Annotated in this window: 18 protein-coding genes, 3 tRNA genes and 1 pseudogene; 12 read left to right on the top strand and 10 right to left on the bottom strand. The window is 53.7% G+C overall.

Going from position 1 to position 24,940, the window contains the following annotated elements; translation table 11 throughout:
* The first annotated feature begins 16 nt into the window (after nucleotides 1-16).
* From PORAS_RS03645 to hydF, 8 genes are all read left to right on the top strand, one after another.
* Nucleotides 17-1,651 (top strand): leucine-rich repeat domain-containing protein, encoded by a 1,635-nt coding sequence (locus PORAS_RS03645; RefSeq protein WP_013760216.1) that lies wholly within the window; start codon nucleotides 17-19, stop codon nucleotides 1,649-1,651.
* A 166-nt stretch (nucleotides 1,652-1,817) separates the two neighbouring features.
* Nucleotides 1,818-1,889, top strand: a tRNA-Gln gene (locus PORAS_RS03640).
* A gap of 147 nt (nucleotides 1,890-2,036) precedes the next feature.
* Nucleotides 2,037-2,107 (top strand) — tRNA-Gln (locus tag PORAS_RS03635).
* A 57-nt stretch (nucleotides 2,108-2,164) separates the two neighbouring features.
* Nucleotides 2,165-2,239 (top strand) — tRNA-Val (locus tag PORAS_RS03630).
* A gap of 265 nt (nucleotides 2,240-2,504) precedes the next feature.
* Nucleotides 2,505-4,004 (top strand): monomeric [FeFe] hydrogenase, encoded by a 1,500-nt coding sequence (locus tag PORAS_RS03625; RefSeq protein ID WP_013760215.1) that lies wholly within the window; start codon nucleotides 2,505-2,507, stop codon nucleotides 4,002-4,004.
* A complete protein-coding gene (hydE, locus tag PORAS_RS03620; RefSeq protein WP_013760214.1) occupies nucleotides 3,979-5,028 on the top strand; it encodes a [FeFe] hydrogenase H-cluster radical SAM maturase HydE in 1,050 nt (349 codons plus the stop codon). The genes PORAS_RS03625 and hydE overlap by 26 nt, the downstream gene beginning before the upstream one ends.
* A 12-nt stretch (nucleotides 5,029-5,040) precedes the next feature.
* Nucleotides 5,041-6,459, top strand: coding sequence for a [FeFe] hydrogenase H-cluster radical SAM maturase HydG (hydG, locus tag PORAS_RS03615; protein WP_013760213.1), 1,419 nt, complete (start codon nucleotides 5,041-5,043; stop codon nucleotides 6,457-6,459).
* 12 nt (nucleotides 6,460-6,471) lie between these two features.
* Complete coding sequence (gene hydF / locus PORAS_RS03610) at nucleotides 6,472-7,671, top strand: [FeFe] hydrogenase H-cluster maturation GTPase HydF (protein ID WP_013760212.1); 1,200 nt, start codon at nucleotides 6,472-6,474, stop codon at nucleotides 7,669-7,671.
* Nucleotides 7,672-7,936: 265 nt separating this feature from the next.
* On the opposite strand, the gene PORAS_RS03605 is transcribed toward hydF, so the two are convergent.
* The 6 genes from PORAS_RS03605 to PORAS_RS03580 are packed head-to-tail and all read right to left on the bottom strand — an operon-like array spanning nucleotide 7,937 to nucleotide 16,415.
* On the bottom strand, nucleotides 7,937-9,793 hold the full coding sequence (locus tag PORAS_RS03605) for an ABC transporter ATP-binding protein (RefSeq protein ID WP_013760211.1): 1,857 nt from the start codon (nucleotides 9,791-9,793) through the stop codon (nucleotides 7,937-7,939).
* A gap of 22 nt (nucleotides 9,794-9,815) precedes the next feature.
* Nucleotides 9,816-11,774: an ABC-F family ATP-binding cassette domain-containing protein gene (locus tag PORAS_RS03600; RefSeq protein ID WP_013760210.1), complete on the bottom strand. Its 1,959-nt coding sequence runs from the start codon at nucleotides 11,772-11,774 to the stop codon at nucleotides 9,816-9,818.
* Nucleotides 11,774-13,753, bottom strand: a complete 1,980-nt coding sequence (locus tag PORAS_RS03595; protein WP_013760209.1) for a tetratricopeptide repeat protein — start codon at nucleotides 13,751-13,753, stop codon at nucleotides 11,774-11,776. The genes PORAS_RS03600 and PORAS_RS03595 overlap by 1 nt, the downstream gene beginning before the upstream one ends.
* 5 nt (nucleotides 13,754-13,758) lie before the next feature.
* On the bottom strand, nucleotides 13,759-14,325 hold the full coding sequence (gene def / locus PORAS_RS03590) for a peptide deformylase (protein ID WP_013760208.1): 567 nt from the start codon (nucleotides 14,323-14,325) through the stop codon (nucleotides 13,759-13,761).
* 26 nt (nucleotides 14,326-14,351) lie between these two features.
* Nucleotides 14,352-14,777, bottom strand: a complete 426-nt coding sequence (gene ruvX / locus PORAS_RS03585) for a Holliday junction resolvase RuvX (RefSeq protein WP_013760207.1) — start codon at nucleotides 14,775-14,777, stop codon at nucleotides 14,352-14,354.
* A gap of 15 nt (nucleotides 14,778-14,792) precedes the next feature.
* A complete protein-coding gene (locus PORAS_RS03580; RefSeq protein WP_013760206.1) occupies nucleotides 14,793-16,415 on the bottom strand; it encodes an ABC-F family ATP-binding cassette domain-containing protein in 1,623 nt (540 codons plus the stop codon).
* A gap of 542 nt (nucleotides 16,416-16,957) precedes the next feature.
* Between PORAS_RS03580 and PORAS_RS03575 the strand changes: the two genes are divergently transcribed.
* The 3 genes from PORAS_RS03575 to prfA are packed head-to-tail and all read left to right on the top strand — an operon-like array spanning nucleotide 16,958 to nucleotide 20,247.
* Complete coding sequence (locus PORAS_RS03575; protein WP_044211280.1) at nucleotides 16,958-17,899, top strand: glucosaminidase domain-containing protein; 942 nt, start codon at nucleotides 16,958-16,960, stop codon at nucleotides 17,897-17,899.
* 49 nt (nucleotides 17,900-17,948) lie between these two features.
* Nucleotides 17,949-19,109: an AIR synthase related protein gene (locus tag PORAS_RS03570; RefSeq protein ID WP_013760204.1), complete on the top strand. Its 1,161-nt coding sequence runs from the start codon at nucleotides 17,949-17,951 to the stop codon at nucleotides 19,107-19,109.
* A gap of 31 nt (nucleotides 19,110-19,140) precedes the next feature.
* Nucleotides 19,141-20,247 (top strand): peptide chain release factor 1, encoded by a 1,107-nt coding sequence (gene prfA, locus PORAS_RS03565; protein ID WP_013760203.1) that lies wholly within the window; start codon nucleotides 19,141-19,143, stop codon nucleotides 20,245-20,247.
* 157 nt (nucleotides 20,248-20,404) lie between these two features.
* On the opposite strand, the gene nth is transcribed toward prfA, so the two are convergent.
* The 3 genes from nth to PORAS_RS03550 all read right to left on the bottom strand — a co-directional run bounded on the left by nth (nucleotide 20,405) and on the right by PORAS_RS03550 (nucleotide 22,553).
* Nucleotides 20,405-21,064: an endonuclease III gene (nth, locus tag PORAS_RS03560; RefSeq protein ID WP_013760202.1), complete on the bottom strand. Its 660-nt coding sequence runs from the start codon at nucleotides 21,062-21,064 to the stop codon at nucleotides 20,405-20,407.
* Nucleotides 21,065-21,079: 15 nt separating this feature from the next.
* Nucleotides 21,080-22,105 (bottom strand): phenylalanine--tRNA ligase subunit alpha, encoded by a 1,026-nt coding sequence (pheS, locus tag PORAS_RS03555; protein WP_004330886.1) that lies wholly within the window; start codon nucleotides 22,103-22,105, stop codon nucleotides 21,080-21,082.
* Between the two features lie 115 nt (nucleotides 22,106-22,220).
* Nucleotides 22,221-22,553, bottom strand: coding sequence for a T9SS type A sorting domain-containing protein (locus tag PORAS_RS03550; RefSeq protein WP_013760201.1), 333 nt, complete (start codon nucleotides 22,551-22,553; stop codon nucleotides 22,221-22,223).
* 249 nt (nucleotides 22,554-22,802) lie between these two features.
* Here PORAS_RS03550 and PORAS_RS03545 point away from each other — a divergent pair.
* Nucleotides 22,803-23,952: pseudogene (locus PORAS_RS03545) on the top strand (ISAs1 family transposase).
* A 351-nt stretch (nucleotides 23,953-24,303) separates the two neighbouring features.
* Here PORAS_RS03545 and PORAS_RS03540 read toward each other — a convergent pair.
* Nucleotides 24,304-24,936, bottom strand: coding sequence for an LPD23 domain-containing protein (locus tag PORAS_RS03540; RefSeq protein ID WP_013760200.1), 633 nt, complete (start codon nucleotides 24,934-24,936; stop codon nucleotides 24,304-24,306).
* Nucleotides 24,937-24,940 lie beyond the last annotated feature (4 nt).

Here is a 24,940-nt window from a genome sequence, read left to right as displayed (position 1 = left end):
TCTGAAGAGATAATCTATGAGACGGACGACAATCTTCCTGCTGAGCCTCCTGCTCCTCACTATGGCAGGGGCGCTTGCTCAGGATACACCGGCCATCACGATACACACGACGCTACCAGAGGGGAGCATCTTCACCCTCGGGATCCATTGTCGCCAGCCTATTGCCATCGACTGGGGTGATGGCGAGCAGGTAGACTATGAGTCGGACAACTATGGCGTCGATGGCATACAAGGTGAGGTGCATGGAGACGGCTGGATACGCGTCTGGTGTGAGGCTCCCGAGGGTATTCTATCCCTTTATATAGGCAGTGATCAGAGGTCTCAGCAGGTGGATAGTCTAGATCTCTCTCAGCTGCAAGGGCTGAAGTTCCTCTACTGTCAGAACAATCTCCTCAGCCGACTAGATGTCACAGCTTGCTTCCGTCTGATGGAGCTCAACGTGGCTGCCAATCGGCTCTCGGAGCTCGATCTGAAGAATGCCCCTCTTCTAGATATGCTGGTCTGCCAAAACAACCAACTTAAGGAGCTTGATCTATCTCCTGTACAGAGCCTTATAGCGCTGCGCTGTGAGTACAACGAGATCTCTGCACTAGATCTGCGGCACTTCAAGCAGCTGACCGTGCTACATTGTGAGGGCAATCCCTTGACTCAGCTAGACATCTCACAAAACGGAGCACTCCAGCAGCTCTTTGCTCACGACACCCAGATCACTACGTGGGATCTAACTCCGCACAGCGACCTTAGAGTGCTCGACCTCTCAAACATCCCTAGCGTATCCATCACTTGGGGAGCTAAGGACGAGCTGAGACAGATATTCCTCAATAACAATGAGCTAACGGGCCTCTCGCTACCTCTCTTGCCTCAGCTAGACAGACTAGAAGTTCAGGACAACGACTTGACCTCTATCAGTCTTGCGGGTATCCCCATGCTCAAAGACTTCCGATGTAGTAACAACCAACTTCAGCAACTGGATCTTACGCCCGTGGGGCAGCTTGACTACCTTTTTGCCGAGGGCAACCAGTTGTCGCATCTAGACCTATCTCCCGTCAAGGGGATCAAAGAGCTCCTGCTCTCCTACAATAAGCTCTCACAGCTAGACCTGTCTCACAGCCCCGAGCTATACCTCTTGTGGCTCACGGACAATCCGATTCAGGAGTTAGACATACGCCCCGTACCGAAGCTCTTCTCTCTATTTCTAGACGGGTGCATGCTGTCTGACTCAGCTCTAGAGGCTATACTGAAGGCGCTACCGGATATCCACACCATAGAGGCTAGCGAGCGTACAGCTTGGTGGAAGAAGTGGCTACTCATCAAGAGAAATCCACTCGCCCAGACGCCCGACGCACAGCAGGCTGTCACGAAGGGGTGGAAAGTGGATCTACTAGATGCCTGGCCTGGCAGGGATAATGGGATCTCCAACGTACTAGAGGCGACTCAGACACGTATCATTCGCTCAGGAGAGCGTCTCGCTCTCTACCCGAGTGAGTACACGCCGTCTGACTTCTCCCTCTACCTATATGATCTGTCAGGAGTGCTCGTAGCTACAGCTACGCAACTCTCGCAGCTCTCTGAAATACGACTAGGAGATGCGACACAGCACTATCTGTGCATCACAATCATCGACGGAGCGACCCAGCGAGTTCTCTTGTAAGACGATGCTTTTGTCTCTATAGGCGTACGCTCGGTCGGTTGTAGCGGGTAGGAGTGCGTGGGGGGAGAGAAAAATTTCTCCACGAAATATTTGGTGGTTTGGTTTTTTCTTTCTACCTTTGCACTCACAAACGATGACAGAAGTGTCTGTCGGTAGTAAAAGGATTTGTCCCATGGTGTAATGGCTAGCACTACAGGTTTTGGTTCTGTCAGTCAAGGTTCGAATCCTTGTGGGACAACAACTCCCGCAGGGGGCGGACGAAGGTGCAACTCCCACCTTACTACGATATCGTGATACAACGCATTTACTTCTCTCTAAGAGAGACTCTGTGATTGGGTGTCACACACGATGGTGACGAGCTAATCGACAGTAGGTTGATACAGATTGTCCTATGGTGTAATGGTAGCACAACAGATTCTGGTCCTGTTTGTCAAGGTTCGAATCCTTGTAGGACAACTGCCGATCACATTTACACTGTCGCTAGAGTATCTCGGAGAGCTAAGATATCTGAAAGGGCCCATAGCTCAGCTGGTTTAGAGCATCTGTCTTACAAACAGAGGGTCATAGGTTCGAATCCTATTGGGCCCACAAATTCTTTTTAGACAAATCATCTTTTCGAACAGAACTGAGAGAGCTTCACCCGTGAGGGTGAGGCTCTCTGCTTTTTCGTCTATCGATATAGGATAGCCACCCCCTCTTAGTCGCTCTACTATGAGAGAGTCACAAGAATAAGGTATTTTGACATGTGGAACTAGCAATATATAGTGATTGATTGAGATATTAATCGTATCTTTGTGGAGAGTTTGGACCCCGCCCTATGTGAGGGTCAAAAGCTGAAACATAACGTGACCCTATGACCTATATAAACAATGTAATGATCGTGCGCCATAAGCTCCTCTCCACCATGGTAGCTAGGTGGCGTCAAGACCAATTGATTAAAACGATAGATCGGATCCCTCTAGAACTGAGCCCTCGTAAGCAGCGCAATGTGCTGGGACGTTGCTGCCCCCATAAGGAGCGTGCTGTATGGAAGTATAAGATGTTTCCTCTCCTAGGCTTTGACATGCGAGATGAGCAGGATGAGCTGACACCGCTGTCTGAGTACGCTCACACGGCACTGCACCGTCCGCAGCCAACTAAGGAGAATGTCCTCTGCGTCATTGATGAGGCTTGTACCTCGTGCGTCCAGATCAACTATGAGGTGTCTAACCTCTGCCGTGGCTGCGTAAGTCGTGCCTGCTCGAGCAACTGCCCGAAGAGCTGTATCTCATTCAAGAAGAATGGTCAGGCACAGATCGATCACGAAATCTGCATCAGCTGCGGTCAGTGCCACAAGAACTGCCCCTATCATGCGATCGTCTACATACCCGTGCCTTGCGAGGAGTCTTGCCCCGTGGGTGCTATCAGCAAGGACGAGGATGGTATCGAGCATATAGATGAGTCTAAGTGCATCTATTGTGGCTCTTGTCTGAATGCTTGCCCCTTTGGTGCGATCTTTGAGATCTCGCAAGTCTTTGACGTACTAGGTGCTATAGAGCGTGGCGAGCAAGTCGTAGCTATCGTGGCTCCAGCAATCCTAGGTCAGTTTAAGGCAAGCCGTGAGCAGGTTTACGGAGCCATCAAGAAGATAGGCTTCTACGATGTCATCGAGGTGGCTCAGGGAGCTATGGACACAGTGAGTCATGAGGGAAAGGAGCTTGTGGAGAAGATCGAGGCTGGTCAAGCCTTTATGACCACTTCGTGCTGTCCCTCCTTCTACGAGCTGGTGGATAAGCATGCTCCTGGGCTCAAGCCTTTTGTCTCTAGCTCACACTCGCCGATGGTCTACACGGCAGAGCGTGCACGCAAGCTTTACCCCGATAGCAAGATCGTCTTCTTTGGTCCTTGTGTGGCTAAGCGCAAGGAGATCAAGCGTCCCAACGTGGATGTCGATATGGTGGTTACCTTTGAGGAGCTAGGCTCTATCCTAGAGGGACTGGATATAGACATCAACACGGTAGAGGGCTACAAACCAACCGTCGAGTCGGTACGTGAGGCACACGCCTTCGCTCGTAATGGCGGTGTCAAGGATGCCGTCATCTCCTATCTAAGCAATACGGAGGAGTACAAGGACTTCGTAGGTCGTCTCACTGCTGAGGAGATCGCAGGACTGGACAAGAAAGCCGTCGCCAAGCTCAAGGCTTACGGCAAGCGCGGCAAGGCGGACACGCAGTTTGTCGAGGTGATGGCTTGTCTCGGAGGTTGCGTAACAGGTCCGAGCGCCTTCAACGATGTACTCGCTGGTCGTCGCCAGCTACTCAAGGAGGTGGAGAAAATCGACCTCACCTATGCCAACTATAAAGAGAAGGAGTGATACGCTAGACCAAGTAGCAGCAGCTTCCATCCCTGAGCTGAAAGCTCTATTAGACAGTAACGACACGCACCTCGAGCATGAGCTTCAGGTGCGTGCCGAGGCTATTGCAGAGCAGCATTTCGGGCGGAAGATCTATCTGAGAGGTCTTGTAGAGATATCAAACATCTGTCGCAACGACTGCTACTATTGTGGTATACGCTCTAGTAATGAGCATGTCACCCGCTATCGACTTACTGCCGACGAGGTGATGTCGGCCTGTGCAAGAGGATACGAGATAGGCTTTCGTACCTTCGTGCTACAGGGTGGCGAAGATCTCTATTGGCGGGGAGAGCGTCTGCTCTCGCTCGTGCGTAGCATTCGATCTAGTTATCCAGAGTGCGCTATCACGCTCTCACTCGGAGAGATGGAGTGTGAGGAGTACGAGGCACTCTATCGAGCTGGTGCTAACCGCTACCTGCTGCGTCATGAGACTTACAACCAGGAGCACTACCAAAGGTTACACCCCAGCACGATGGCGCAGGAGCATAGGCTACAAGCCCTGCGGGACCTCAAGCAGATCGGCTATCAAGTGGGGACGGGCATCATGGTCGGTTCACCAGGTCAGACGACGGCACACTTAGCGCAAGACTTAGACTTCATTCGCCAGTTGCAGCCCGAGATGATCGGCGTGGGTCCCTTCATCCCTCATGAGGATACACCGCTAGGGACCTACCCTGCGGGGAGCTTGTCGATGACGCTTCGCTTTCTCGCCCTCTGTCGGCTCCTCAATCCACGGGCTCTGATCCCGGGCACGACAGCTGTCGCGACGCTCCACCCTGAGGGGCGACTAGCCGCCATACGATCAGGATGTAATGTGGTGATGCCCAATCTATCCCCATTAAACCATAGAGCAGACTACGCTCTCTATAACAACAAAGCCTACTCAGGCTCTGAGGCTGCCGAGGGTGTCGCCCTCCTACAGGCACAGCTTGACACGATAGGTTACAAAATAGACTGGGGGCGTGGAGACGCTCCCTCTAGCTAATCAAGTGAAAGTATGAGTTACAATAAGCAATCGCACGATGCCTGTGACTTCATCAATCATGATGAAATCATCGACACCCTCCGCTATGCGGAACAACACAAAGATGATGAGAAAATGATCTCCGATATCCTACGCAAGGCTGCGGAGATGCATGGACTAGATCACCGAGAGGCTGCCGTACTCCTCCTCGCTGAGGATCCTGCGACACGACAACGAGTGGCACAACTGGCTGAGCAGATCAAATTACGCTTCTACGGTAAGCGCATTGTACTCTTTGCTCCGCTCTACCTCTCTAACTATTGTATCAATGGCTGCGTCTACTGTCCTTACCACGCTAAGAACCGGACCATTCCTCGCCACAAGCTGACCCAGGAGCAGATACGGGAAGAAGTGATTGCCCTACAAGACATGGGGCACAAGCGTCTTGCCCTCGAGGCGGGCGAAGACCCACGCAACAACCCGATCGAGTATATCCTTGAGTCGATCCAAACGATCTACTCGATACATCATAAGAATGGGGCTATCCGTCGTGTCAATGTCAACATCGCCGCAACCACTATCGAAGAGTATCGCATGCTTCACGAGGCAGGAATCGGCACTTACATCCTCTTTCAGGAAACTTACCACAAGGAGCACTACGAGGAGCTACACCCGAGAGGTCCTAAGAGTGACTACGCCTATCACACCGAGTCGATGGATAGAGCGATGCAGGGTGGCATCGACGATGTGGGGCTAGGGGTGCTCTTTGGTTTGAGTACCTATCGCTATGACTTCGTCGGGCTAATGATGCATGCGGAGCATCTGGAGGCGACCTTTGGCGTAGGTCCTCATACGATCAGCGTACCACGTATCTGTCCGGCTGATGACATCTCGCTCGACTCCTTCCCCGAGGCAATTCCTGACGACACCTTCCTCCATATTATAGCAGTAGCCCGACTGGCAGTACCCTACACAGGTATCATCGTCTCGACCCGTGAGCGTGAGGTCGTACGGCAGAAGGCTCTCCACGTAGGGGTGTCACAAATCAGCGGAGGCTCCCGCACCTCTGTGGGAGGCTATGCGCAGACGACAGAGGCAGCCCACTCAGAGCAGTTTGAGGTGAGCGATCCACGCACACTCGATGAGGTGGTCTACTGGCTTCTCCAGCAGGGACACATACCGAGCTTCTGCACCGCGTGCTATCGCGAGGGTCGTACTGGTGACCGCTTCATGTCGCTCTGCAAGAGTGGTCAGATCTCTAACTGTTGTGGTCCTAATGCCCTTCTGACACTGCAGGAGTACCTAGAGGATTACGCTTCACCTACAACCCGTGAGCTGGGACTAGAGATGATCGCACAGCAACTCCCCACGATCCCCAATGAGCGGGTTCGTGCCATTGCTCAGCAGCGTCTCCAGCAGATCAAAGCGGGAGAGCGGGACTTCCGCTTTTAATGGACAAAGAGTATGACACCAAGTGCAAGAGAGACCAGCGAACGTAAGCGACTGCTCCTCGTAGGACAAGTAAACAGTGGCAAGTCTACGCTCTTCAACCGCTTGCTACGACAAGAGCGGTCGCTCGTATCCGACCAAGCTGGCACCACGACCGACAGCGTGGAGAAGCTCTTCGAGCTGCCCAGCGTGGGGCCCATTCTACTGGTCGACACTCCAGGGCTAGCCGACGACACCCCCCTCGGAGCCGAGCGACAGCGAGTCACGCAGCTAGCACTGAGCTCTGCCGATCTAGTTCTCTACCTACTCAGTTGCGAAGATTCTCTCGACACGCCCATCATAGCAGCTTTGCGAAAGGCTAATGTGCCGACGCTCCCAATCATCGCTCGTGCCGATTTGCCAGAGCAAAGCTCTTGGCTAGAGCGACAAGAGGAGATCGTGCAATGCTTCGGTCATGCTCCGCTTTCGCTTCGTCAGAACGATGACGAGAGCCTCGACACACTACTTGAGAAGATCAAGCAGACGCTGCACAACGTGTCCGAGCCGACGCCCTCACTCCTAGGGAATCTCTGTCAGACGGGCGACCTCGTACTCCTCGTGATGCCACAAGACAGCGCAGCCCCCGCAGGACGACTGATCTTGCCACAGGTGCAGACCATTCGTGCACTACTAGATAGAGGTTGCCATGCCCTATGTGTCACACCAGAGCAGCTCCCCACAGCACTGTCACAGCTAGCAGCTCCGCCTCAGCTCATCATCACAGACTCACAAGTCTTCGCCACGGTCGAGCCTCTAGTCCCTGAGGGTTGTCGGCTCACCTCTTTCTCTATCCTTATGAGTGCCCAGCGTGGCGATCTCCAGCGACTTGTCGCAGGCGCTGCTACCATAGGTCAGCTCACTCCCTCCAGTCGTCTACTCATCGCAGAGGCCTGCACCCACGCTCCTGAGGGCGAGGATATTGGCACGGTCAAGCTGCCCCGCCTTCTACGCAAACGCATCGGCGAGACGCTCACCATCGAGCATGTGTCAGGGCGAGACTTTCCCGAGGATCTTACACCCTATGACCTCGTCATCCACTGCGGCGCCTGCATGTTCAACCGACGCATGCTCGTCTCTCGCCAAGACCTCGCTACGGCTCAGCAAGTGCCTATGACCAACTACGGGCTGGCAATCGCCTACCTGACGGGCATCCTCAACAAGGTGGCCCTCCCGTAGTCCCTTTTCGTAGGTGACACGTTCTCATTCGAAGATCTGCGCAAGTACCCACCGAGAGAAATCCAAATTTATCGGAGCTACCTTATGAGAGATCGTACCGCTTCGGTTATCTCTCGTGACTTTTCGTCGTCTCCCCTACTAACCCGACTCGCTCAGCGAAGGACCATTCTTGACACTCAACGAATTACGGCTATCACCTCCTCAAATATTGGAACTAAGCTCCCCGGGACTCGTTTTTGCTACGAAACTCGGGCTAAGGGAGACTTTACTCTTTGAACTGTATCTGGTAAAGCTGGGCATAGAGTCCACCGCGCTCTAGCAGCTCTGTGTGCGTACCCTGCTCGACGATCTGCCCCTCCTGCATGACGCAGATGAGGTCAGCGTGCATGATCGTGGATAGTCGGTGGGCGATGACGATGGTGGTGCGGTCGCTGACGAGACGCTGGATAGCCTCCTGGACTAGTTGCTCGGAGACGTTGTCGAGTGCCGAGGTCGCCTCATCGAGGATGAGGATGGGCGAGTCCTTGAGCAAGGCTCGTGCTATGCTAAGTCGCTGACGCTGACCTCCGCTGAGCTTGCTACCACCGTCACCGATGTTGTACTCAAACCCCTCGGGGAGCTGGTCGATGAATTCGGTTGCATTGGCTGCCTCGGCAGCGGTGCGTATCTCCTCATCGCTGACGGGGTGCTCCATGCCGAAGGTGATGTTATTGCGTATCGTATCGTTGAAGAGGATCGGCGTCTGATTGACATAGCCTATGAGCTCCCTTAGCTCGCTCGCCCGCACCTGTCGTATGTCGGTGCCGTCGATGGTGATGCGCCCAGAGGTGACATCGTAAAAGCGAGGAAGTAGGTCTACAAGCGTACTCTTGCCAGCACCCGATGCTCCCACAAGCGCAACCATTTGACCTTTGGGTATGGTGAGCGACAGGTTGCGCAGCACCCACGGCTCTTCGTAGCGGAAGGAGACATCTTCGTAAGAGATGCTCTGCTCGAAGGTGACGGGCAGCGGCTCCGCGGGATCTGTGATGCGCTCGGGGTAGTCGAGGATAGTTTGTATGCGAGTCATCGAGGCTAGTCCCTTTTGGATCGAGTAGGAGGCACGACTGAGCTCTTTGGCGGGATTGATGATGCTGTAGAAGACTACAAGGTAGTAGATGAAAGCATCGGCCGTGATGGAGCTATTGCCCGCAAAGATCAAGTTACCACCGTACCAAAGGATGATCGCAATGGCGGTGGTGCCGAGGAACTCGCTCATGGGGTGCGCTAGGCCTTGGCGTGCATAGACCTGCGAGATGGTGCGTCGATACTGTTCGTTGGCTTTAGTAAAGCGGTGAGAGATCTGTTGCTCTGCATTGAACGCCTTGATGATGCGCAGCCCCGAGAGGGTCTCCTCGACCATGCTCATGAGTCTCCCCCACTGCGTTTGCCCCTCGAGGCTGTCTCGCTTGAGTCGCTTGCCCACGGCTCCCATGACGTAACCGGCTATCGGCAGGACAATGAGGACGAAGAGGGTGAGCTCCCAGCTGATCGCAAAAAGCGCCACAAGGTAGATGATGATGAGGATGGGGTTCTTGATGAGACTCTCTAAGAGGTTGATGATGGAGTACTCGATCTCGGCGACATCTCCTGAGAAGCGAGCGAGGAGGTCACCTTTGCGCTCTTCGCTGATCATGGAGATAGGCAGACGGAGGAGCTTCGCATTGAACTCATTGCGCAGATCTCTGACTACTCCTGTGCGGATCGGCACGAGCATATAGATGCCGCCATAGGTGACGCCAACCTTGATGAGTGTCATGACGACGAGGTAGATGCAAAGGAGGAGGAGCGTGCGGGCAGGACCGTACTGCTGGATGAGCTGGTAGACGTAGTAGTTGAAATTGCCCACGATATAGTCTATCGCCACGCTCCACTCAGAGGGGCGTAACCAGTTGATGCCGTCGAGCGCCTGGTAGACAGGTGTAGTCTGATCCATGCCAAAGAGGATACGCAGGATCGGCATGATGAGCGAGAAGGCGAGCAAGTTGAGCAGCGCCGAGAGTATGTTGGCAATGATGCCACCTGTTACGTAGTGACGATAAGGGCGGATATACTTGCCGAAGAGCTTGAGGAATTGTCTCACGGGGCGGTTGGCTGGCTAATTACTACTGTTGGATCTCCTCCTCGTACTCCATCAGGGCAAACTCGGCTTCCTCCCACTGAGGGGTGATCTCTTGGATCTTTTTGTTGACCAGGGTGTACTGATCGATGAGCTGCGGGGTGGCTGCCGTGGCGATCTGCTGCTCTAGCTCAGCAAGGCTTTTCTTAAGTTGCTCCAACTGCTCACCAAGACTCTCGGCGGTGCGGCGGAGGGTGCGCAAGCGCTTCTGCTGCTCTTTCTGCTGCTGGTAGTCGAGCTGGGGCTGGACTTTGGCTGTTGGCTGCGGATTGTTAGCCGTTGGCGATTGGCTATTGGCTGTTAGCTGTTGGCTGTTGGTTGAAGGCTGTTGGTTTAGCTCTTCATGAAGGGTAGCTAGATAGCCGTCGAGACCGTCCATACACTCGCGTACGGCTCCATGACTGAAGGAGAAAATGCGATCCACGAGCCCAGAGAGGAAGTAGCGGTCGTGCGAGACAACGATGACGGTTCCTGGAAAGGCTGCGATGGCACGCTTGAGGATCTCTTTGGTTCGGATGTCCAAGTGGTTTGTCGGCTCATCGAGGATGAGCAGGTTGGCAGGCTCTAGGAGCATCTGCATGATAGCGACACGAGCGCGCTCGCCACCACTGAGTACGCTGATGGGCTTGTCGGCCACCTCTCCGCCAAAGAGGAAGGCACCCAACATATCATTAATATGTAGTCGTATATCGCCACGCGCCAAGCTATCGATAGCGTCACGGATCGTCTGATCAGCTGGCAGCTCCTGCGCTCTATTCTGAGAGAAGTAAGCGATCTCTACGCCATGCCCTATCTGAAGCTTGCCGGTGTACTCCTCTTGTCCCATGATGCAGCGCATGAGGGTTGACTTGCCAGAGCCGTTTTTCCCAACGAAGGCGACCTTTTCGCCACGCTTGATAGTCATCGAGACGCCTCGTAGCACCGAGAGAGAGCCGTAGCTCTTGTCCAGATCCTCGATGATGACTGGATAGTCGCCACTGCGCCCTGCCATCGGGAAGGTGAAGTTGATGTGCCGTGTGTCTATCTCGTCGAGCTCGATCTCCTCGATCTTGTCTAGCTGCTTGATGCGACTCTGCACCTGTGCGCTCTTCGTCGGCTTATAGCGAAAGCGCTCGACAAAGGACTCGATGTCTTGGATCTTCTTCTGCTGATTCTCGTAAGCTCGCTTCTGCTGCTCCAGGCGCTCCTCACGTAGCGTGACGTAGTGGCTATAGGAAGTCTTGTAGTCGTAGATGCGTCCCAGCTCGATCTCGATGGTGCGGTTGGTGACGTTGTCGAGGAAGGTACGGTCGTGCGAGACGAGCAGGAGCGTGACTCCACGGGCGATGAGGAAGTGCTCGAGCCAGTCGATGGACTCGATGTCTAGGTGGTTCGTTGGCTCATCGAGGAGGAGCAGATCGGGATTGCTCAGCAGCACCTTAGCCAGCTCGATACGCATACGCCACCCGCCGGAGAACTCACGCGTCGGTCTGTCGAAGTCGCTCCGCTCGAAGCCTAGCCCGAGGAGCGTGCGCTCCATCTCGGCAAGGTACTGCGACGGGTGGTGCATCTGTATCAGGTCGGTGAGATGTCCGTGACGCTCGATCAGCTCTAGATACTCGGGCGAGTCGTAGTCGGTGCGTGTCGCTAGCTCTTCGCTCAGACGGTCGTACTGATCATTGAGCGACTGCACATCCTTAAAGACCTCCTCGACCTCCGCACGCAGCGTGGTGTGGTCGACAAGCTCTTTGACTTGTGGCAGGTAACCTATGGAGAGGTCTCGGGGACGGCTGACGGCACCACTCGTCGGTTGTTCAATGCCGACGAGGATCTTCATCAAGGTTGACTTACCCGCCCCGTTATGCCCGACGAGTGCGACTCGCTCGCCCTTGCTGATGACAAAGTTGATCGAGTCAAAGAGAAGTTGCTTACCAAAGTCTACCGTAAGGTCTTGAACGGATATCATCAGCGTGTCTGGATAGTGTGGATGAGAGAATAAGCCTGATAGATGCCCAGCTCGCCTGCACGGCTCAGGTCATCTATCGCCTGCTCATGCTGCCCCTGCTGCTCCAGGAGCAAAGCTCGATTGTAGTAAGCTTCGCCAGCTTGGGGTAGTAGTTCGATCGCCTTGGTGTAGTCTGCGATCGCTTGATCCATATGTCCCAGCGACTGGTGTAGGTGCGCACGGTTGTAGTAGAGATAGCCTATCTGCGGGGCGTGCCCGATGGCGGTGGTGAGCTGACGCATCGCTAAGTCGTACATGAGCGTTTGTTGCTTAGCGTCTGTGAGTGTCTCTGCCTGCATGAGGCGCGCCGTGCTCAGTGCGAGAAGCGCGAGTGGCTGCTGAGGAGCCAGCTCGAGACAAGCGTTGAACTGTGAGACCGCCTCGCCGATGTCTCGCATCAGTAGCTTGTCGATCCCCATACGCAGGTGCCAGTCGGCCGTTTGCTCCGCTTCACTAGCCTGCAGATGTGCTATATCCTCCAGCACGACATGAAGCTGCGTGCTGTCTAGCGACTGCGTGCCGACGGCAAGCAAGAGGCGAGGCTGGTAGCCCGTGCGCTCGTTGTACGCCTCCAGCTCTGCGGAGAAGTTGGAGCGAGGCAAGAGCTTGTCGTGACTCTTCTGCACGAAGTAGGTCAGCTCGTAAGCGGGGCAAGCCTCTGATGAAGTGGCTTGCTCTTGGATCGATCCGCGTAGCGAATTGCTCCCCGTAGTAATCGAAGAGGGCGTCGCGTCGCTACTCGCAGACTGTAGCTCTGCGTGATGATCTAGTGCGTATAGTTCTTCGCTAGCTACACTCGAGGCGGTGCTGTCGGCAATGGTTGGCTTGGGTGCTTTGACCTGCCCACGCTCTAGCTTGTAGGCGAACCAGTAGTCTCTGTCAGCTCCAGCAGCATCCCCGAGCAGACGCTTCACCTCTGAGCGCTGATAGTAACCTGAGAGGAACTCAGGTCGACGTCCTAATATATAGTCTAGCGTCTCGATCGCCTCACGGTACTGCCCCGTCTGAGTCTGTACCAAAGCTAAGTTAAAGTGTGCCGTCAGATTGGTCGGCTGCAGCCGCACCACCTCTAGCAGATCTTCGCGAGCTCCCTGTAGGTCGCCCACCTCGATACGCAGCAAGGCTCGGTTGTGTCGAGCGACCGCATCATGAGGCGTCAGGAGGAGCGCCTGATTGTAGTCCTCCATAGCGCCACGATACTCCTTGAGTTTGTAGCGTGTCAGTCCACGGTTGATGTAGTCGCTAGCTTGGCCAGGCTCCTGCTCTATGCTCTTGTCGTGGTAGCGTAGTGCCCCCTCGTAGTCTCCCCGCAGGTAAGCAATCGTCGAGAGCATCCGATAAGGCGCAGCGCTCAGCGAGTCTATTGCCAGGCCCTCGGCTATCCGTCCCTCCGCCGCGACCGTGTCTTGCCGTCGCAAAGCTATCTCCGCTGCGAGGAAGTAGCCCCGCGCCTCCTTCGGATGACGCTGCGTCAAGGCGAGCGCTGCCGAGTCGGCACGCTCATACTGCTCGGCACCATAGAGCGAGCCAGCTAAGTTGAACGAGAGGTAGAAGTCGTCAGGCGTGATCTTGAGCGCTTGCGCATAGTCAGTCGCTGCCTCCGCATAGTGCTGCAGATTGTGCCGTGCCGCCCCCCGTACCATGTAGGCTCTAGAGAGGAAAGGGTTGCGCTCGATGCACAGCGTTGCGTCTCGCTCGGCACCCGCATAGTCGCCCAGCATAAGCTTGGCAAAAGCTCTGTAGTAATACGGGTCTGCCATCGTGGGCGCCACCTCGATCACTTGGTTAAAGTGCTCGATAGCGACCACATAATCCTTGAAGCCTATCGCATTGCGCCCGATCGTCATCACCCGCTCCGTATCTATCTGCGACCAAAGCGTAGCACTCCACACACAGAGCGTGCAGAGCAGCAGAGAGAGTGATCGTAGTAACGGACGCATACGGGCTAATGTATCGGATTGCGCATCACAGGGTAGTCGACACGTACCCGCCCTTCAGCTATATGCTGTAGCTTCTTCTTGATCATACGCTTGCGCATCGCTGAGATATGATCTACAAAGAGCTTGCCATCTAGATGATCATACTCATGCTGCACCACCCGAGCAGCAAAGCCCGAGAGTTCTAGATGCTGTGGCTCAAACTGCTCATTCATATAGTCCACCACGATCGACTCCGGTCGTACGACCCGCTCGTTAATGCCCGGCAAGCTCAGACAACCCTCAGGCTCCGAACAGGTCTCCTCGCTCAGAGACTGCATATGCGCATTGATCATAACCAGCTTGAGCTGGGCACACTCAGGGTACTCCTCAGCAAGAGGCGTTGCGTCGATCACCTGCAGACGTATGTTGCGCCCGATCTGGGGAGCCGCCAGTCCGACGCCATCGCTCTCATACATCGTCTGCCACATGTCAGCGATCAGCTCTGAGAGGTTCGGGTAGTCAGGCGTTATATCCTCGCTCATATTGCGAAGCACAGGGTGTCCGTAAAGGTATATAGGTAAGGTCTTAGCCATAAGAGTGAACGGTTAATTTTCTGTTTTTAGTGAAGCATACTCAAGCTCTCCAGATAGCTCTGTAAGATAATGGTCGCACTGACTCGATCCACCAGCCCTTTGTCCCGCTGTCTGCGCTGCTTGCCGATACCCGCCTCGCGGATCGTCTGCTGCGCCAAGACAGAGGTAAAGCGCTCGTCCACATACTCTAGACGTATCTGAGGATAGAGATGTTGCAGCTTCTTAGCCAAAGCTTGTATTGCCTGCCACGTCGCCGAGGGCGTTGCGTCCATCTGTGTCGGCTTGCCGAGGACGATCGTCTCCACCTTCTCACGTCCCAGGTAGTCCGCCAGATAGTTGAGGAGCTGATGCGTAGGCACCGTGTCGAGCGCCCCTGGAGTGATCTGTAGCGGATCGGTCACCGCCAGCCCCGTGCGCTTCGTGCCGTAGTCGATAGCGAGGATACGAGCCATAGGCGTGTGGTCTCTTTATGCGTTGTAGTACTTCTCGCGGAGCTCAGCGACCTTCGGGTCGGTGATGTAATCGTCGTAGTTGATGATGCGGTCGATGATCCCGTTTGGCGTGAGCTCGATGACTCGATTTGCCACCGTGCGGATGAACTCGTGGTCGTGGCTCGAGAAGAGCACATTCCCCTTGAAGGAGATGAGCGTATTATTGAACGCTTGTATCGACTCCAGATCCAGGTGGTTCGTCGGTGTATCAAGGATTAGCACATTAGCCCCTGGGGGGAGCATCATACGGCTGATCATACAGCGCATCTTCTCACCTCCCGAGAGGACCGAGGCGCGCTTATTCACCTCCTCACCGCTGAAGAGCATACGCCCTAGGAAGCCCTTGAGGTAGACATCGTTCGTATCCTTGGCAAACTGTCCGAGCCAGTCGAGGATCGTCATATCGGTGTCGAAGTAAGCACTGTTGTCCAGTGGCAGGTAGGCGGTTGTGATCGTCTGTCCCCACTCGTAGCTACCTTGCTGCGCCTTGCGGTTGCCATTGATGATCTCAAAGAGTGCGGTCATAGCACGTGGGTCGTGGCTGATGAAGACGATCTTGTCGTCTCGCTCCACATTGAAGGTCAGTCCCTTGAAGAGTACCTCCCCCTCGTCCGTCACAGCCGATAGATCGTTGACCTCTAGCACCTTATTGCCCGGTTCACGCTCAGGCTGGAAGAGGATGCCTGGGTAGCGGCGTGACGATGGCTCGATCTCGTTGATATCAAGACGCTCCAGCATCTTCTTGCGGCTGGTCGTCTGCTTGCTCTTTGCTACGTTGGCACTAAAGCGACGGATAAACTCCTCGAGCTCTTTCTTCTTCTCCTCGAGCTTCTTATTCTGCTGCTGTTGCTGTCTGAGTGCCAACTGGCTAGACTCGTACCAGTAGCTGTAGTTACCGGCGAAGAGTCTCACCTTGCCAAAGTCTATATCCACCGTGTGGGTCGATACGGCATCGAGGAAGTGACGGTCGTGGCTCACCACGAGGACGGTGCTCTCCGTCTCGGCGAGGTAGTCCTCGAGCCAAGAGACGGTCTCTAGGTCTAGGTCGTTCGTCGGCTCATCGAGGAGTAGGTTGTCTGGCTTGCCAAAGAGACAGCGTGCTAGTAGCACACGCACCTTCTGCTTACCGCTAATGTCGCCCATCAGACGGTAGTGCAGATCTTCCTTGATGCCGAGACCGCTCAAGAGGGCTGCCGCCTCGCTCTCAGCGTTCCACCCATCGAGATTGGCAAACTGCTCCTCCAGCTCAGCAGCTTTGACACCATCTTCGTCGGAAAAGTCTTCCTTAGCGTAGATGGCGTCCTTCTCCTTCATGATCTGCCAGAGCTTATCATGTCCCATCAGGACGGTATCGATGACCGTGTACTCATCAAAGGCGAAGTGATCCTGACTCAGCACCGAGAGTCGCTCATCGGGCCCGAAGGTGACGGTACCACGTGTCGGATCTAGATCACCGCTGATCATACGAAGCATGGTCGACTTGCCGGCGCCGTTGGCACCGATGATGCCGTAGCAGTTGCCTGGGGTAAACTTAAGATTGACATCGGCAAAGAGTACGCGCTTGCCAAACTGTATCGTGAGGTCGTTGACTATAATCATCTTTCTATACTATCTTCTGTCTTGATCTGATAAGGGAACGAGCCCATCGCAGCCTCATCGCCAGCCCTACCCATAGGCGGGCTGCACATAGAGATGGGCTAATCTGCACAAAGGTACACATTTTTGAGGCGTGACACCTCATCGTCGCCACCGATTACTCCGATCTCCACGTGGATATTTCCAAATATCGCACTGGAAAACAAAAATTCTCCACGTAGGAGAGGATAAATTCTTCGGACATATCATTTGATTCTTCCGAAGTTTCATTTCTTCCCTACGTGGAGATTTTTTGTTTCTCCCGTGGAGATTTGATAATGCCTACGTGGGGATTAGCTCCTTCTCACGAAAAGGTATCCCGGACCGCAAACGACTAGAGAAGTAGTCGCCCCGGTCCAATCGATTTGCCACAAATCTTATCAAACGAATCAGTGACTACCAATCTATTTAGTACCTTTGTAACTCAAGTGGCTCTTACTGCCCTACCAACTCCCCAAAGCGGGGAGTCCCTGATGCTTAGCTACACACCTCTAGAATTAAGCCCTATGAAGCTCCTTACCGATTTGTCACGCTCTCTGCTCTCGATAGTCTGTCTGCTTTTGCTCTGCACGACTGCATGGGGGCAGGCGCCTATGGATCCGCGCTACCAGACCTACATACGTACCTATGCCGATGAGTGCATACGCCAGATGAAGCGTCACAAGATCCCCGCCAGTATCACCATGGCACAAGGGCTGATCGAGACGGCTGCTGGATCTAGTAGGCTGGCGCGTGAAGGTAATAATCACTTTGGCATCAAGTGTCACCGTGCTTGGCAGGGACAGCGTATCTATGCCGATGATGACCTCAAGGGGGAGTGCTTTCGCAAGTACCGCTCCGTGGGAGACTCCTATGAGGATCACTCCAACTTCCTCAAGCAGCCACGATACCAAGTACTATACACCTACCACATCACGGACTATCAGGCTTGGGCTAAGGGACTACAGCAGTGTGGCTATGCAACGAACAAGGGCTACGCCAACATGCTCATCAAGGTGATCGAGCAGTACGAGCTCTACGAGCTGGATCGTGGACGCTATCCGCGCTGGATGTCGGGACGCCCGGCACCATCTTACACACCCTCTGACGATGACCCCGAGATGCGGCTCACGCATGAGGGATACTTCAGCTATGGACTCCTATATGTACTCGCCAACGAGGGAGACTCGCTCGAGTCGATCGCTCGCGAGATGGGCATAAGTCTCAAGCGCTTAGCAAACTACAACGATATGCCGGTAGACTTCCCCATTCAGGCTGGAGATGTGATCTACCTAGAGCGCAAGAACAAGCGCGCCACGCCAGACTACCCTGACCATGTGGTGCGGGTGGGTGAGTCGATGCACGACATATCCCAGCGCTACGGCATACGCCTGGCTCGTCTCTATCGTATGAACCATCTAGACTACGACTACGTCCCCGAGGAGGGCGACGTACTCCGACTCCGCTAAACTCTAACTCCTAAACTCTAAGGTCTAACTTCTAACCTCTAAGGTCTCTATGAACCGATATATGCGCCGTGGCGTTTCTGCCGCAAAAGAAGATGTACACAAGGCTATTGCTCACATAGACAAGGGGCTCTACCCGCAAGCCTTTTGCAAGATACTCCCTGACATACTGGGCGGGGATCCCGACTATTGCAATATCATGCATGCCGATGGAGCGGGCACGAAGTCTTCGCTAGCCTATATCTACTGGCGAGAGACGGGCGACCTCTCCGTGTGGCGAGGCATTGCTCAGGATGCGATCGTGATGAACCTCGACGACCTCCTCTGCGTGGGAGCTACCTCAGGAATGCTCCTCTCCTCGACCATCGGACGTAACAAGCAGCTCATCCCTGGAGAAGTGATCGGAGCGGTCATCAACGGGACCGAAGAGATCTTATCGCAGATGCGCGATCTCGGGGTGGAGATCTACCTTACTGGTGGCGAGACAGCGGACGTGGGCGACCTAGTCCGTACGATCATCGTAGACAGCACCGTGACCTGCCGTATGCGTCGGAGCGACATCATCGACAATGCGCACATCGCTGACGGAGACGTGATCGTTGGCTTCGCCTCCTATGGACAGGCAACCTACGAGGAGCGTTACAATGGCGGTATGGGGAGCAACGGGCTTACCTCTGCACGACACGACATCCTCTCTCACACACTCGCTGAGAAATTCCCCGAGAGCTACGACCCCGCTGTACCTGATGACTTGGTTTACAGTGGTAGCCGTGAGCTACTTGCTGAGGTACCAGGGACGGGACTGACAGTCGGCGAACTGATCCTCTCCCCCACACGTACCTACGCCCCGCTTGTAGCGAAGTTGCTCAAAGAGATGAGACCCGCCATACATGGACTGATCCACTGTACAGGGGGCGCACAGACCAAGGTGATGAACTTCGTCACCAACAAACATATTATCAAGGACCATCTGCTCCCTGTCCCTCCGCTCTTCCAGATGATTGCCGAGGAAAGTGGAGCCGACGCTGCGGAGCTGTATCAAGTCTTCAACATGGGGCATCGCCTAGAGGCTTACATGCCCGCCGAGCAGGCAGAAGAGGCTATTGCAGTGGCTCGACACTTCAACATCGATGCGCAGATCATCGGTCGTGTCGAGGCGGCCGACCAGAACCGCCTGACACTCGTTACGCCGTTTGGCACGGTGGAGCGATAGCCCTTGACCTTACATCACTTAGCAGACCTATATGAACAATCTACTCAACCGCATAGAGGCTCTGGTGGCACGCCACGAGGAGCTAGAGACTTTGATCACAGACCCTAATGTCATCGCCGATGGCAGACGCTTTGCCACCCTGAGCAAAGAGTACACCCACCTGGGGGAGATCCTCAAGGCTGGCGGGCAGTACAAGCAGCTCCTGACACAGCAGGAGGAGGCTGAGAGTACGCTCCAAGATACCGATAGCGATGAGGAGCTAAAAGCGATGGCGCGCGAACTGCTCGCTGAGGCTAAGGAAGAGATTCCCAAAATGGAGGAGGAGATCAAGCTGCTCCTCCTACCGAATGACCCTGAAGATGACAAGAACGCTATCCTGGAGCTACGCGCTGGCACGGGCGGTGACGAGGCGGCGCTCTTTGCGGGTGACCTCTTCCGTATGTACTCGCGCTACTGCGAGACCAAGGGATGGAATGTCACCGTCAGCAGCTACACAGAAGGAGGTACAGGAGGCTATAAAGAAATTGTCCTCAATGTCACAGGTACGGGTGTCTACGGTACGCTCAAGTATGAGAGTGGCGTGCATCGTGTGCAGCGTGTCCCGCAGACGGAGACGCAGGGACGTATCCACACCTCGGCAGCGACCGTGGCGGTACTGCCTGAGGCTGACAAGTTTGAGGTAAACATCAACGAGGGAGAGATCAAGTGGGACACATTTCGCTCTAGCGGTGCTGGTGGACAGAATGTCAACAAGGTGGAGTCGGGCGTGCGCCTGCACTATCCGTGGCGCAACCCCAACACAGGTGTCGTAGAGGACATAACGATCGAGTGTACCGAGACGCGTGACCAGCCGAAGAATAAGGAGCGTGCGCTGTCTCGGCTTCGCACTTTCATCTACGATAAGGAGCATCAGAAGTATATCGATGAGATAGCTTCACGTCGTAAGACGATGGTCTCGACGGGCGACCGTTCGGCCAAGATCCGCACCTACAACTTTCCGCAGGGTCGTGTCACCGATCACCGCATCGGTCTGACGGTGCACAACTTGCCAGGCGTACTCGGCGGTGACCTACAGCCGATCATCGACGCCCTCATCGTCGCAGAGAATACCGAGCGCCTCAAAGAGGCAACACTCTAAACAGACATACAGCCAGCAACACGCGTCAGTGCTACTGGCTGTACAGAGGGATCTATAGAGGGAAACAGAAAAAAGAAGTCTAGACTTGGTTAGGTCTAGACGAGATAGGCTTTGGACTCGGTTAGGTTAGCAAGCTAACCCGTTTGACGGTTTATTGTTAGCCGACCGATTGCTTTTTGGCAGCTACGGCGTAGTGGCGACAGCAAGCGTGGAGCGTACACTCTGCGCAGAGTGGCTTGCGCGCCTTGCAGATATAACGTCCTAGCAAGATGAGCTGATGATGCGCACGTATGAGCTGCGCCTGAGGGATACGCTTGACGAGCGCTTGCTCGACCGCTAGAGGCGTGGTGGCGCGTGAGGAGGCAAGACCGATGCGCTTAGCCACACGATAAACGTGTGTATCGACCGGCATAGCTGGCGTCTCAAAGCAGACAGCTAGCATGACGCTGGCACTCTTGCGTCCTACGCCTGGGAGCGCTTCTAGCTCTTCACGCGTTGAGGGGACTATGCCGTGATGCTTCTGCGTGATCCGCTCGGAGAGTCCGATGAGATGCTTCGCCTTATTGTTTGGATAGCTGACACTCCCCATGAAGGCTAGCAGATCATCGACCGAGGCACGCGCCATCGCTTCGGGCGTCGGGTAGTGCGCCATAAGTTGTGGCGTCACCATATTGACCCGCTTGTCGGTGCACTGTGCCGAAAGGACGACCGCTACAAGTAGACTAAAGGGGTCGTGGTAGATCAGCTCCGTATCGGCATTGGGATAGAGCTGAGCAAGCCCTTCCAGCGCCAAGCGATAGCGTTCGTCGAGCGTCATTTTGCAGAGAAGCCCTTAGAGTGGTGTGGTGTGTGCGGTAAACTGCGAGAGGAAGTCTAGGTTGTTTTCCGAGAAGTATCGCAGATCCTTGACATTGTACTTGAGGTTGGCAATGCGCTCCACGCCTAGTCCGAAGGCGTAGCCACTATAGACGGAGCTATCGATGCCACAGTTCTCTAGCACATTGGGATCGACCATACCACAGCCCAAGATCTCGACCCAACCGGTATGCTTGCAGAAGCCACAACCCTCGCCATGGCACAGCCCGCACGAGATATCCATCTCAGCACTCGGCTCGGTAAAGGGGAAGTAGGACGGGCGCAAGCGTATCTGCGTATCGGCACCAAAAAGCGACTGAGCGAAGAAGAGCAATGCCTCTCTCAGATCGGCGTAGCTCACGTTGCGGTCGATGTATAGTCCCTCTATTTGGTGGAAGAAGCAGTGAGCACGAGCAGATATAGCCTCGTTGCGATAGACTCGTCCAGGGCAGAGGACTCGTATGGGAGGCTCTTGGCTCTTCATGACACGCGTCTGCACCGAGGAGGTGTGGGTGCGGAGGAGTATATTGCTCTTGTGATCCACAAAGAAGGTATCCTGCATGTCTCGAGCGGGATGGTCTGGCGGGAAGTTGAGCGCCTCAAAGACGTGCCAGTCATCCTCCACCTCAGGTCCCTCAGCTATGCTAAAGCCCATCCGCTCGAAGATATTACAGATCTCCTCCTGTATGAGTGTGAGCGGGTGACGCGAGCCTTGTGGATAAGGTACGGCGGGACGGGTCAGATCGATCGTCTGCTGCACCGACTGCGTAGCGACAGAGGCTAGGATCTCCTTGATGCGTACAGTGGCTTCTTGCTTGAGCTCATTGAGTGCTGCTCCTAGCTGTCGCTTCTCCTCGGGGGGAAGCTGACGAAACGACTCAAAGAGCTGGGTGATGCGTCCTTTCTTACCTAGATAAGCTATGCGTAGTTGCTCTGCCTCTTCGGGTGTAGAGGCTGCAAGGTTGGAGAGTGCCGATTGAAGTTGCTGGATTTGATCAAGCATAGGATAGGATATATTACAAGAGAGCTACCCTCCACGTGAGTCTAGCTAACGATAGCACAGCACGACGCGGATAGCTCTCGACAAATGGACTACATGAATAGCTGTAGCAGTAGGATTAGCGTATGACTACTTTGAGCGTGTAGGTTTCTCCCTGCACGACAAGACGCACGAGGTAGACGCCTGACGGCAAATGCTCGTTGCGTACCTCCTGTCCCATGACGTTAAAGACCTGCATCTGCTCATACTCGCAGAGCGGTATGATAGATCCGTCTCGCACCTCTACCTTTGGCGCAGACTGCTCGTTGCTGAAGGCTTGCGCTACCTGCATGGTGAGAGCGTGGTCGGATAGCTGCTCGGCGGCTACGCACCGATCACTAGCGAATGCCCCGCAAGGCAGTAGTAGAGCGCAGACGACAAGAGTATATATAGTATGTAGTAGTTGCTTCATAAGCGTATGGTCACTAGTAGTAGTGGCAAATATACAAACAACTTTTGAGATAGCGGTCAAACCGAACTCCTAATCCAGGGCTGACGCATTATAAATGACAAGCTGATTGTGATCTTAAGAGGGGAGAACGAAGGGCCTAAAAAGTGAACTCAATATAGTCGCAAAAACTCTTCATTTTTTCTCCTCAAAAATCTTGTCCATGTTGTAAATTTTTCGCACCTTTATAGCTGATAAACAACACAATGAGTAATATCTATGAGCATATTCAATCAGCTTCTAATGGTCGAAGATCCACGCATAAATCGATGCAAAAAGTTCCCCCTAGGATACATCCTTACGACGGTATTCACAGCTACTCTCTCTGGCTGCTCCTCTTGGTACGAAATAGAAGACTACGCAGAGGAGTACAAAGATGATCTAGTGGCTCTATATGAGCGTATATCAGGAGAATCAAGCTCCTGGGGAGTCCCCTCTCACGACACGCTCAATCGTGCCATCAGTCTTCTTGATCCCAAGCAAGTAGAGCAAGTTTACAAAGCCTTTCTAGAGGAAAGCTTTGAGATAACAACGGGCAAGCACATCTGTCTAGATGGTAAGACGATGAGAGGAGTTAAGAAGCTAGACTTTGATGCCGACAGACATTGCGTCACAGCCTTTGATCCCCAGCAACAAGCCTCACTGGCTCAGGTATATATCTACTAAGTCTAACGAAATCAATGCCATCAAAGAAATTCTCAAGGCTCTAGATCTACGAGACACCGTCATCACCATTGACGCTATCGGCACTCAGACTGAGATCGCAAAGGCAGTAGTTGAAAAAGAGGGCGACTACATACTTCAAGTTAAAGACAATCAGAAACTAACGAAGGAAGGGGTGCAAAGCTTCTTTTGTCCCCTCTACGATGCTCACATAGTGCATCAAGAGCAAAAAGACTTTGGCCATGGGCAAATAGAAACACGCACGATGAGTAGCATCGTAAACCATTTATCTCTAGACCCAGACTCGACTTTAGACAAATGGGCAGGGCTCAAAAGTATCCATATGATGACGAGAGTACGGACAGACAAGAAGACCGATAAATCCACCAGCGAGACCACCTTCTATATCTCTAGCCTGACAGACGGGACAGAAGTCTTCAAGTTGATACGTGAGCATTGGGCTGTGGAAAACAAGCTACACTATATGCTGGACATGCTTTTCAGAGAGGACTACTCTACCAAAAGAGCTGGCAACGCTGCTCAGAATATGAACATCATAAACAAGATAAACCTAACTATCATTCAACGGCTTAAAGACAAGCTCAAAGCCACATCAACGCTCCGACTGAGGAAAAAGCTCTCTCGAATCAATAGTGTCCTAAACGTTTTGCAGGGTAAAGAGAAAAGGGTAGGTTTGTAATTGAAACAAAGCACAGCTAGTGAAAGCTGTCACAAACCACCCTTTTCAATAGCATAGGGGGGGTACCCCCGTTTTTACCGCAAATGTCAAGGGGCGATTGACCCGCTTGACAACTATCTTACACCCTTCGCCCACCAAAAACGTTTAGGACACTATTGGCTCAGAGCCTAATTAAAGTAATAGCCTACTATAGCACTTAGCTGACTTATCAACATTCAGCCACAACGTTATGAAAAACCACTCCAAAACCACACTCTATAAACGGCTAATTCCTATTTTGAGGTGCTGGGTGGCTTTCTCCCCCAGCACCTCAAAATAGGAATTAGCCGCCATATTAAAGCATATCTTTCTTTATCTCACGATTATTTGTCTTTCGTCGGGCACGTCTTGGGTATCTGAACGGAGTTTGGCACGGCGATTCTCTATCGAGAGGCTGTGGCGTATCACCACATTGCGGGCTTCCACTTCGCCTGCAAGACGAAGATAGCGGGAATATCCTTGAGATGTGTTACCACCTTTGGCAAAACCTTCTGCCTCCTGTATTAAATGTTGTACTTCGTGAAGCAACACGCCTTCAATCTGTTGGTCGAAGGGTGCATTGGGGGTTCCGATTGTCACCACCATACCATAATTGATGGGGTCAAAGTAGCCCAACGTGCCTCCTCTCGAAGTGTAAGAAGAGAACAATCTTAGCCGATTAAAGGCGGGATATGCCGAAAGCAAGGAGGTATCAGCCATACATAGAGCTATGTTTATTGGTTCGCCGTAATGTCTTTTTACGTGATCTTCGATGACGGCATTGGGGTGGAATGGGTCAGGGTATTCAAACTTCCACAAACCCTCCACGCCAAGTTCCCAACCTGTCCGCATTTTAATGCAAGACATGGTTGTCCCCATACGCATTTCCTGTTTAGCCGTGTGAAGTGCCGCCTTTAGGACTTCTGCGTTTTCTGTATTTGCGATGCCTTTTTCGCCAAGATACATTTGT

This window comes from Porphyromonas asaccharolytica DSM 20707, from assembly GCF_000212375.1.
GTDB lineage: Bacteria > Bacteroidota > Bacteroidia > Bacteroidales > Porphyromonadaceae > Porphyromonas > Porphyromonas asaccharolytica.
Note: the sequence above shows the minus strand (reverse complement) of the source record. Positions and strands in the feature narration are given on the sequence as shown.

Bases quoted from the DNA above. Each gene is read 5' to 3' on its own strand.
- PORAS_RS03625 (WP_013760215.1), top strand. From the start codon at position 2,505: ATGACCTATATAAACAATGTAATGATCGTGCGCCATAAGCTCCTCTCC.
- hydE (WP_013760214.1), top strand. From the start codon at position 3,979: ATGCCAACTATAAAGAGAAGGAGTGATACGCTAGACCAAGTAGCAGCA.
- PORAS_RS03550 (WP_013760201.1), bottom strand. From the start codon at position 22,553: ATGAAGCAACTACTACATACTATATATACTCTTGTCGTCTGCGCTCTA.
- prfA (WP_013760203.1), top strand. From the start codon at position 19,141: ATGAACAATCTACTCAACCGCATAGAGGCTCTGGTGGCACGCCACGAG.
- PORAS_RS03575 (WP_044211280.1), top strand. From the start codon at position 16,958: ATGAAGCTCCTTACCGATTTGTCACGCTCTCTGCTCTCGATAGTCTGT.
- PORAS_RS03570 (WP_013760204.1), top strand. From the start codon at position 17,949: ATGAACCGATATATGCGCCGTGGCGTTTCTGCCGCAAAAGAAGATGTA.
- ruvX (WP_013760207.1), bottom strand. From the start codon at position 14,777: ATGGCTCGTATCCTCGCTATCGACTACGGCACGAAGCGCACGGGGCTG.
- def (WP_013760208.1), bottom strand. From the start codon at position 14,325: ATGGCTAAGACCTTACCTATATACCTTTACGGACACCCTGTGCTTCGC.
- hydG (WP_013760213.1), top strand. From the start codon at position 5,041: ATGAGTTACAATAAGCAATCGCACGATGCCTGTGACTTCATCAATCAT.
- nth (WP_013760202.1), bottom strand. From the start codon at position 21,064: ATGACGCTCGACGAACGCTATCGCTTGGCGCTGGAAGGGCTTGCTCAG.
- PORAS_RS03600 (WP_013760210.1), bottom strand. From the start codon at position 11,774: ATGATATCCGTTCAAGACCTTACGGTAGACTTTGGTAAGCAACTTCTC.
- PORAS_RS03645 (WP_013760216.1), top strand. From the start codon at position 17: ATGAGACGGACGACAATCTTCCTGCTGAGCCTCCTGCTCCTCACTATG.
- hydF (WP_013760212.1), top strand. From the start codon at position 6,472: ATGACACCAAGTGCAAGAGAGACCAGCGAACGTAAGCGACTGCTCCTC.
- PORAS_RS03580 (WP_013760206.1), bottom strand. From the start codon at position 16,415: ATGATTATAGTCAACGACCTCACGATACAGTTTGGCAAGCGCGTACTC.
- PORAS_RS03595 (WP_013760209.1), bottom strand. From the start codon at position 13,753: ATGCGTCCGTTACTACGATCACTCTCTCTGCTGCTCTGCACGCTCTGT.
- pheS (WP_004330886.1), bottom strand. From the start codon at position 22,105: ATGCTTGATCAAATCCAGCAACTTCAATCGGCACTCTCCAACCTTGCA.
- PORAS_RS03540 (WP_013760200.1), bottom strand. From the start codon at position 24,936: ATGTATCTTGGCGAAAAAGGCATCGCAAATACAGAAAACGCAGAAGTC.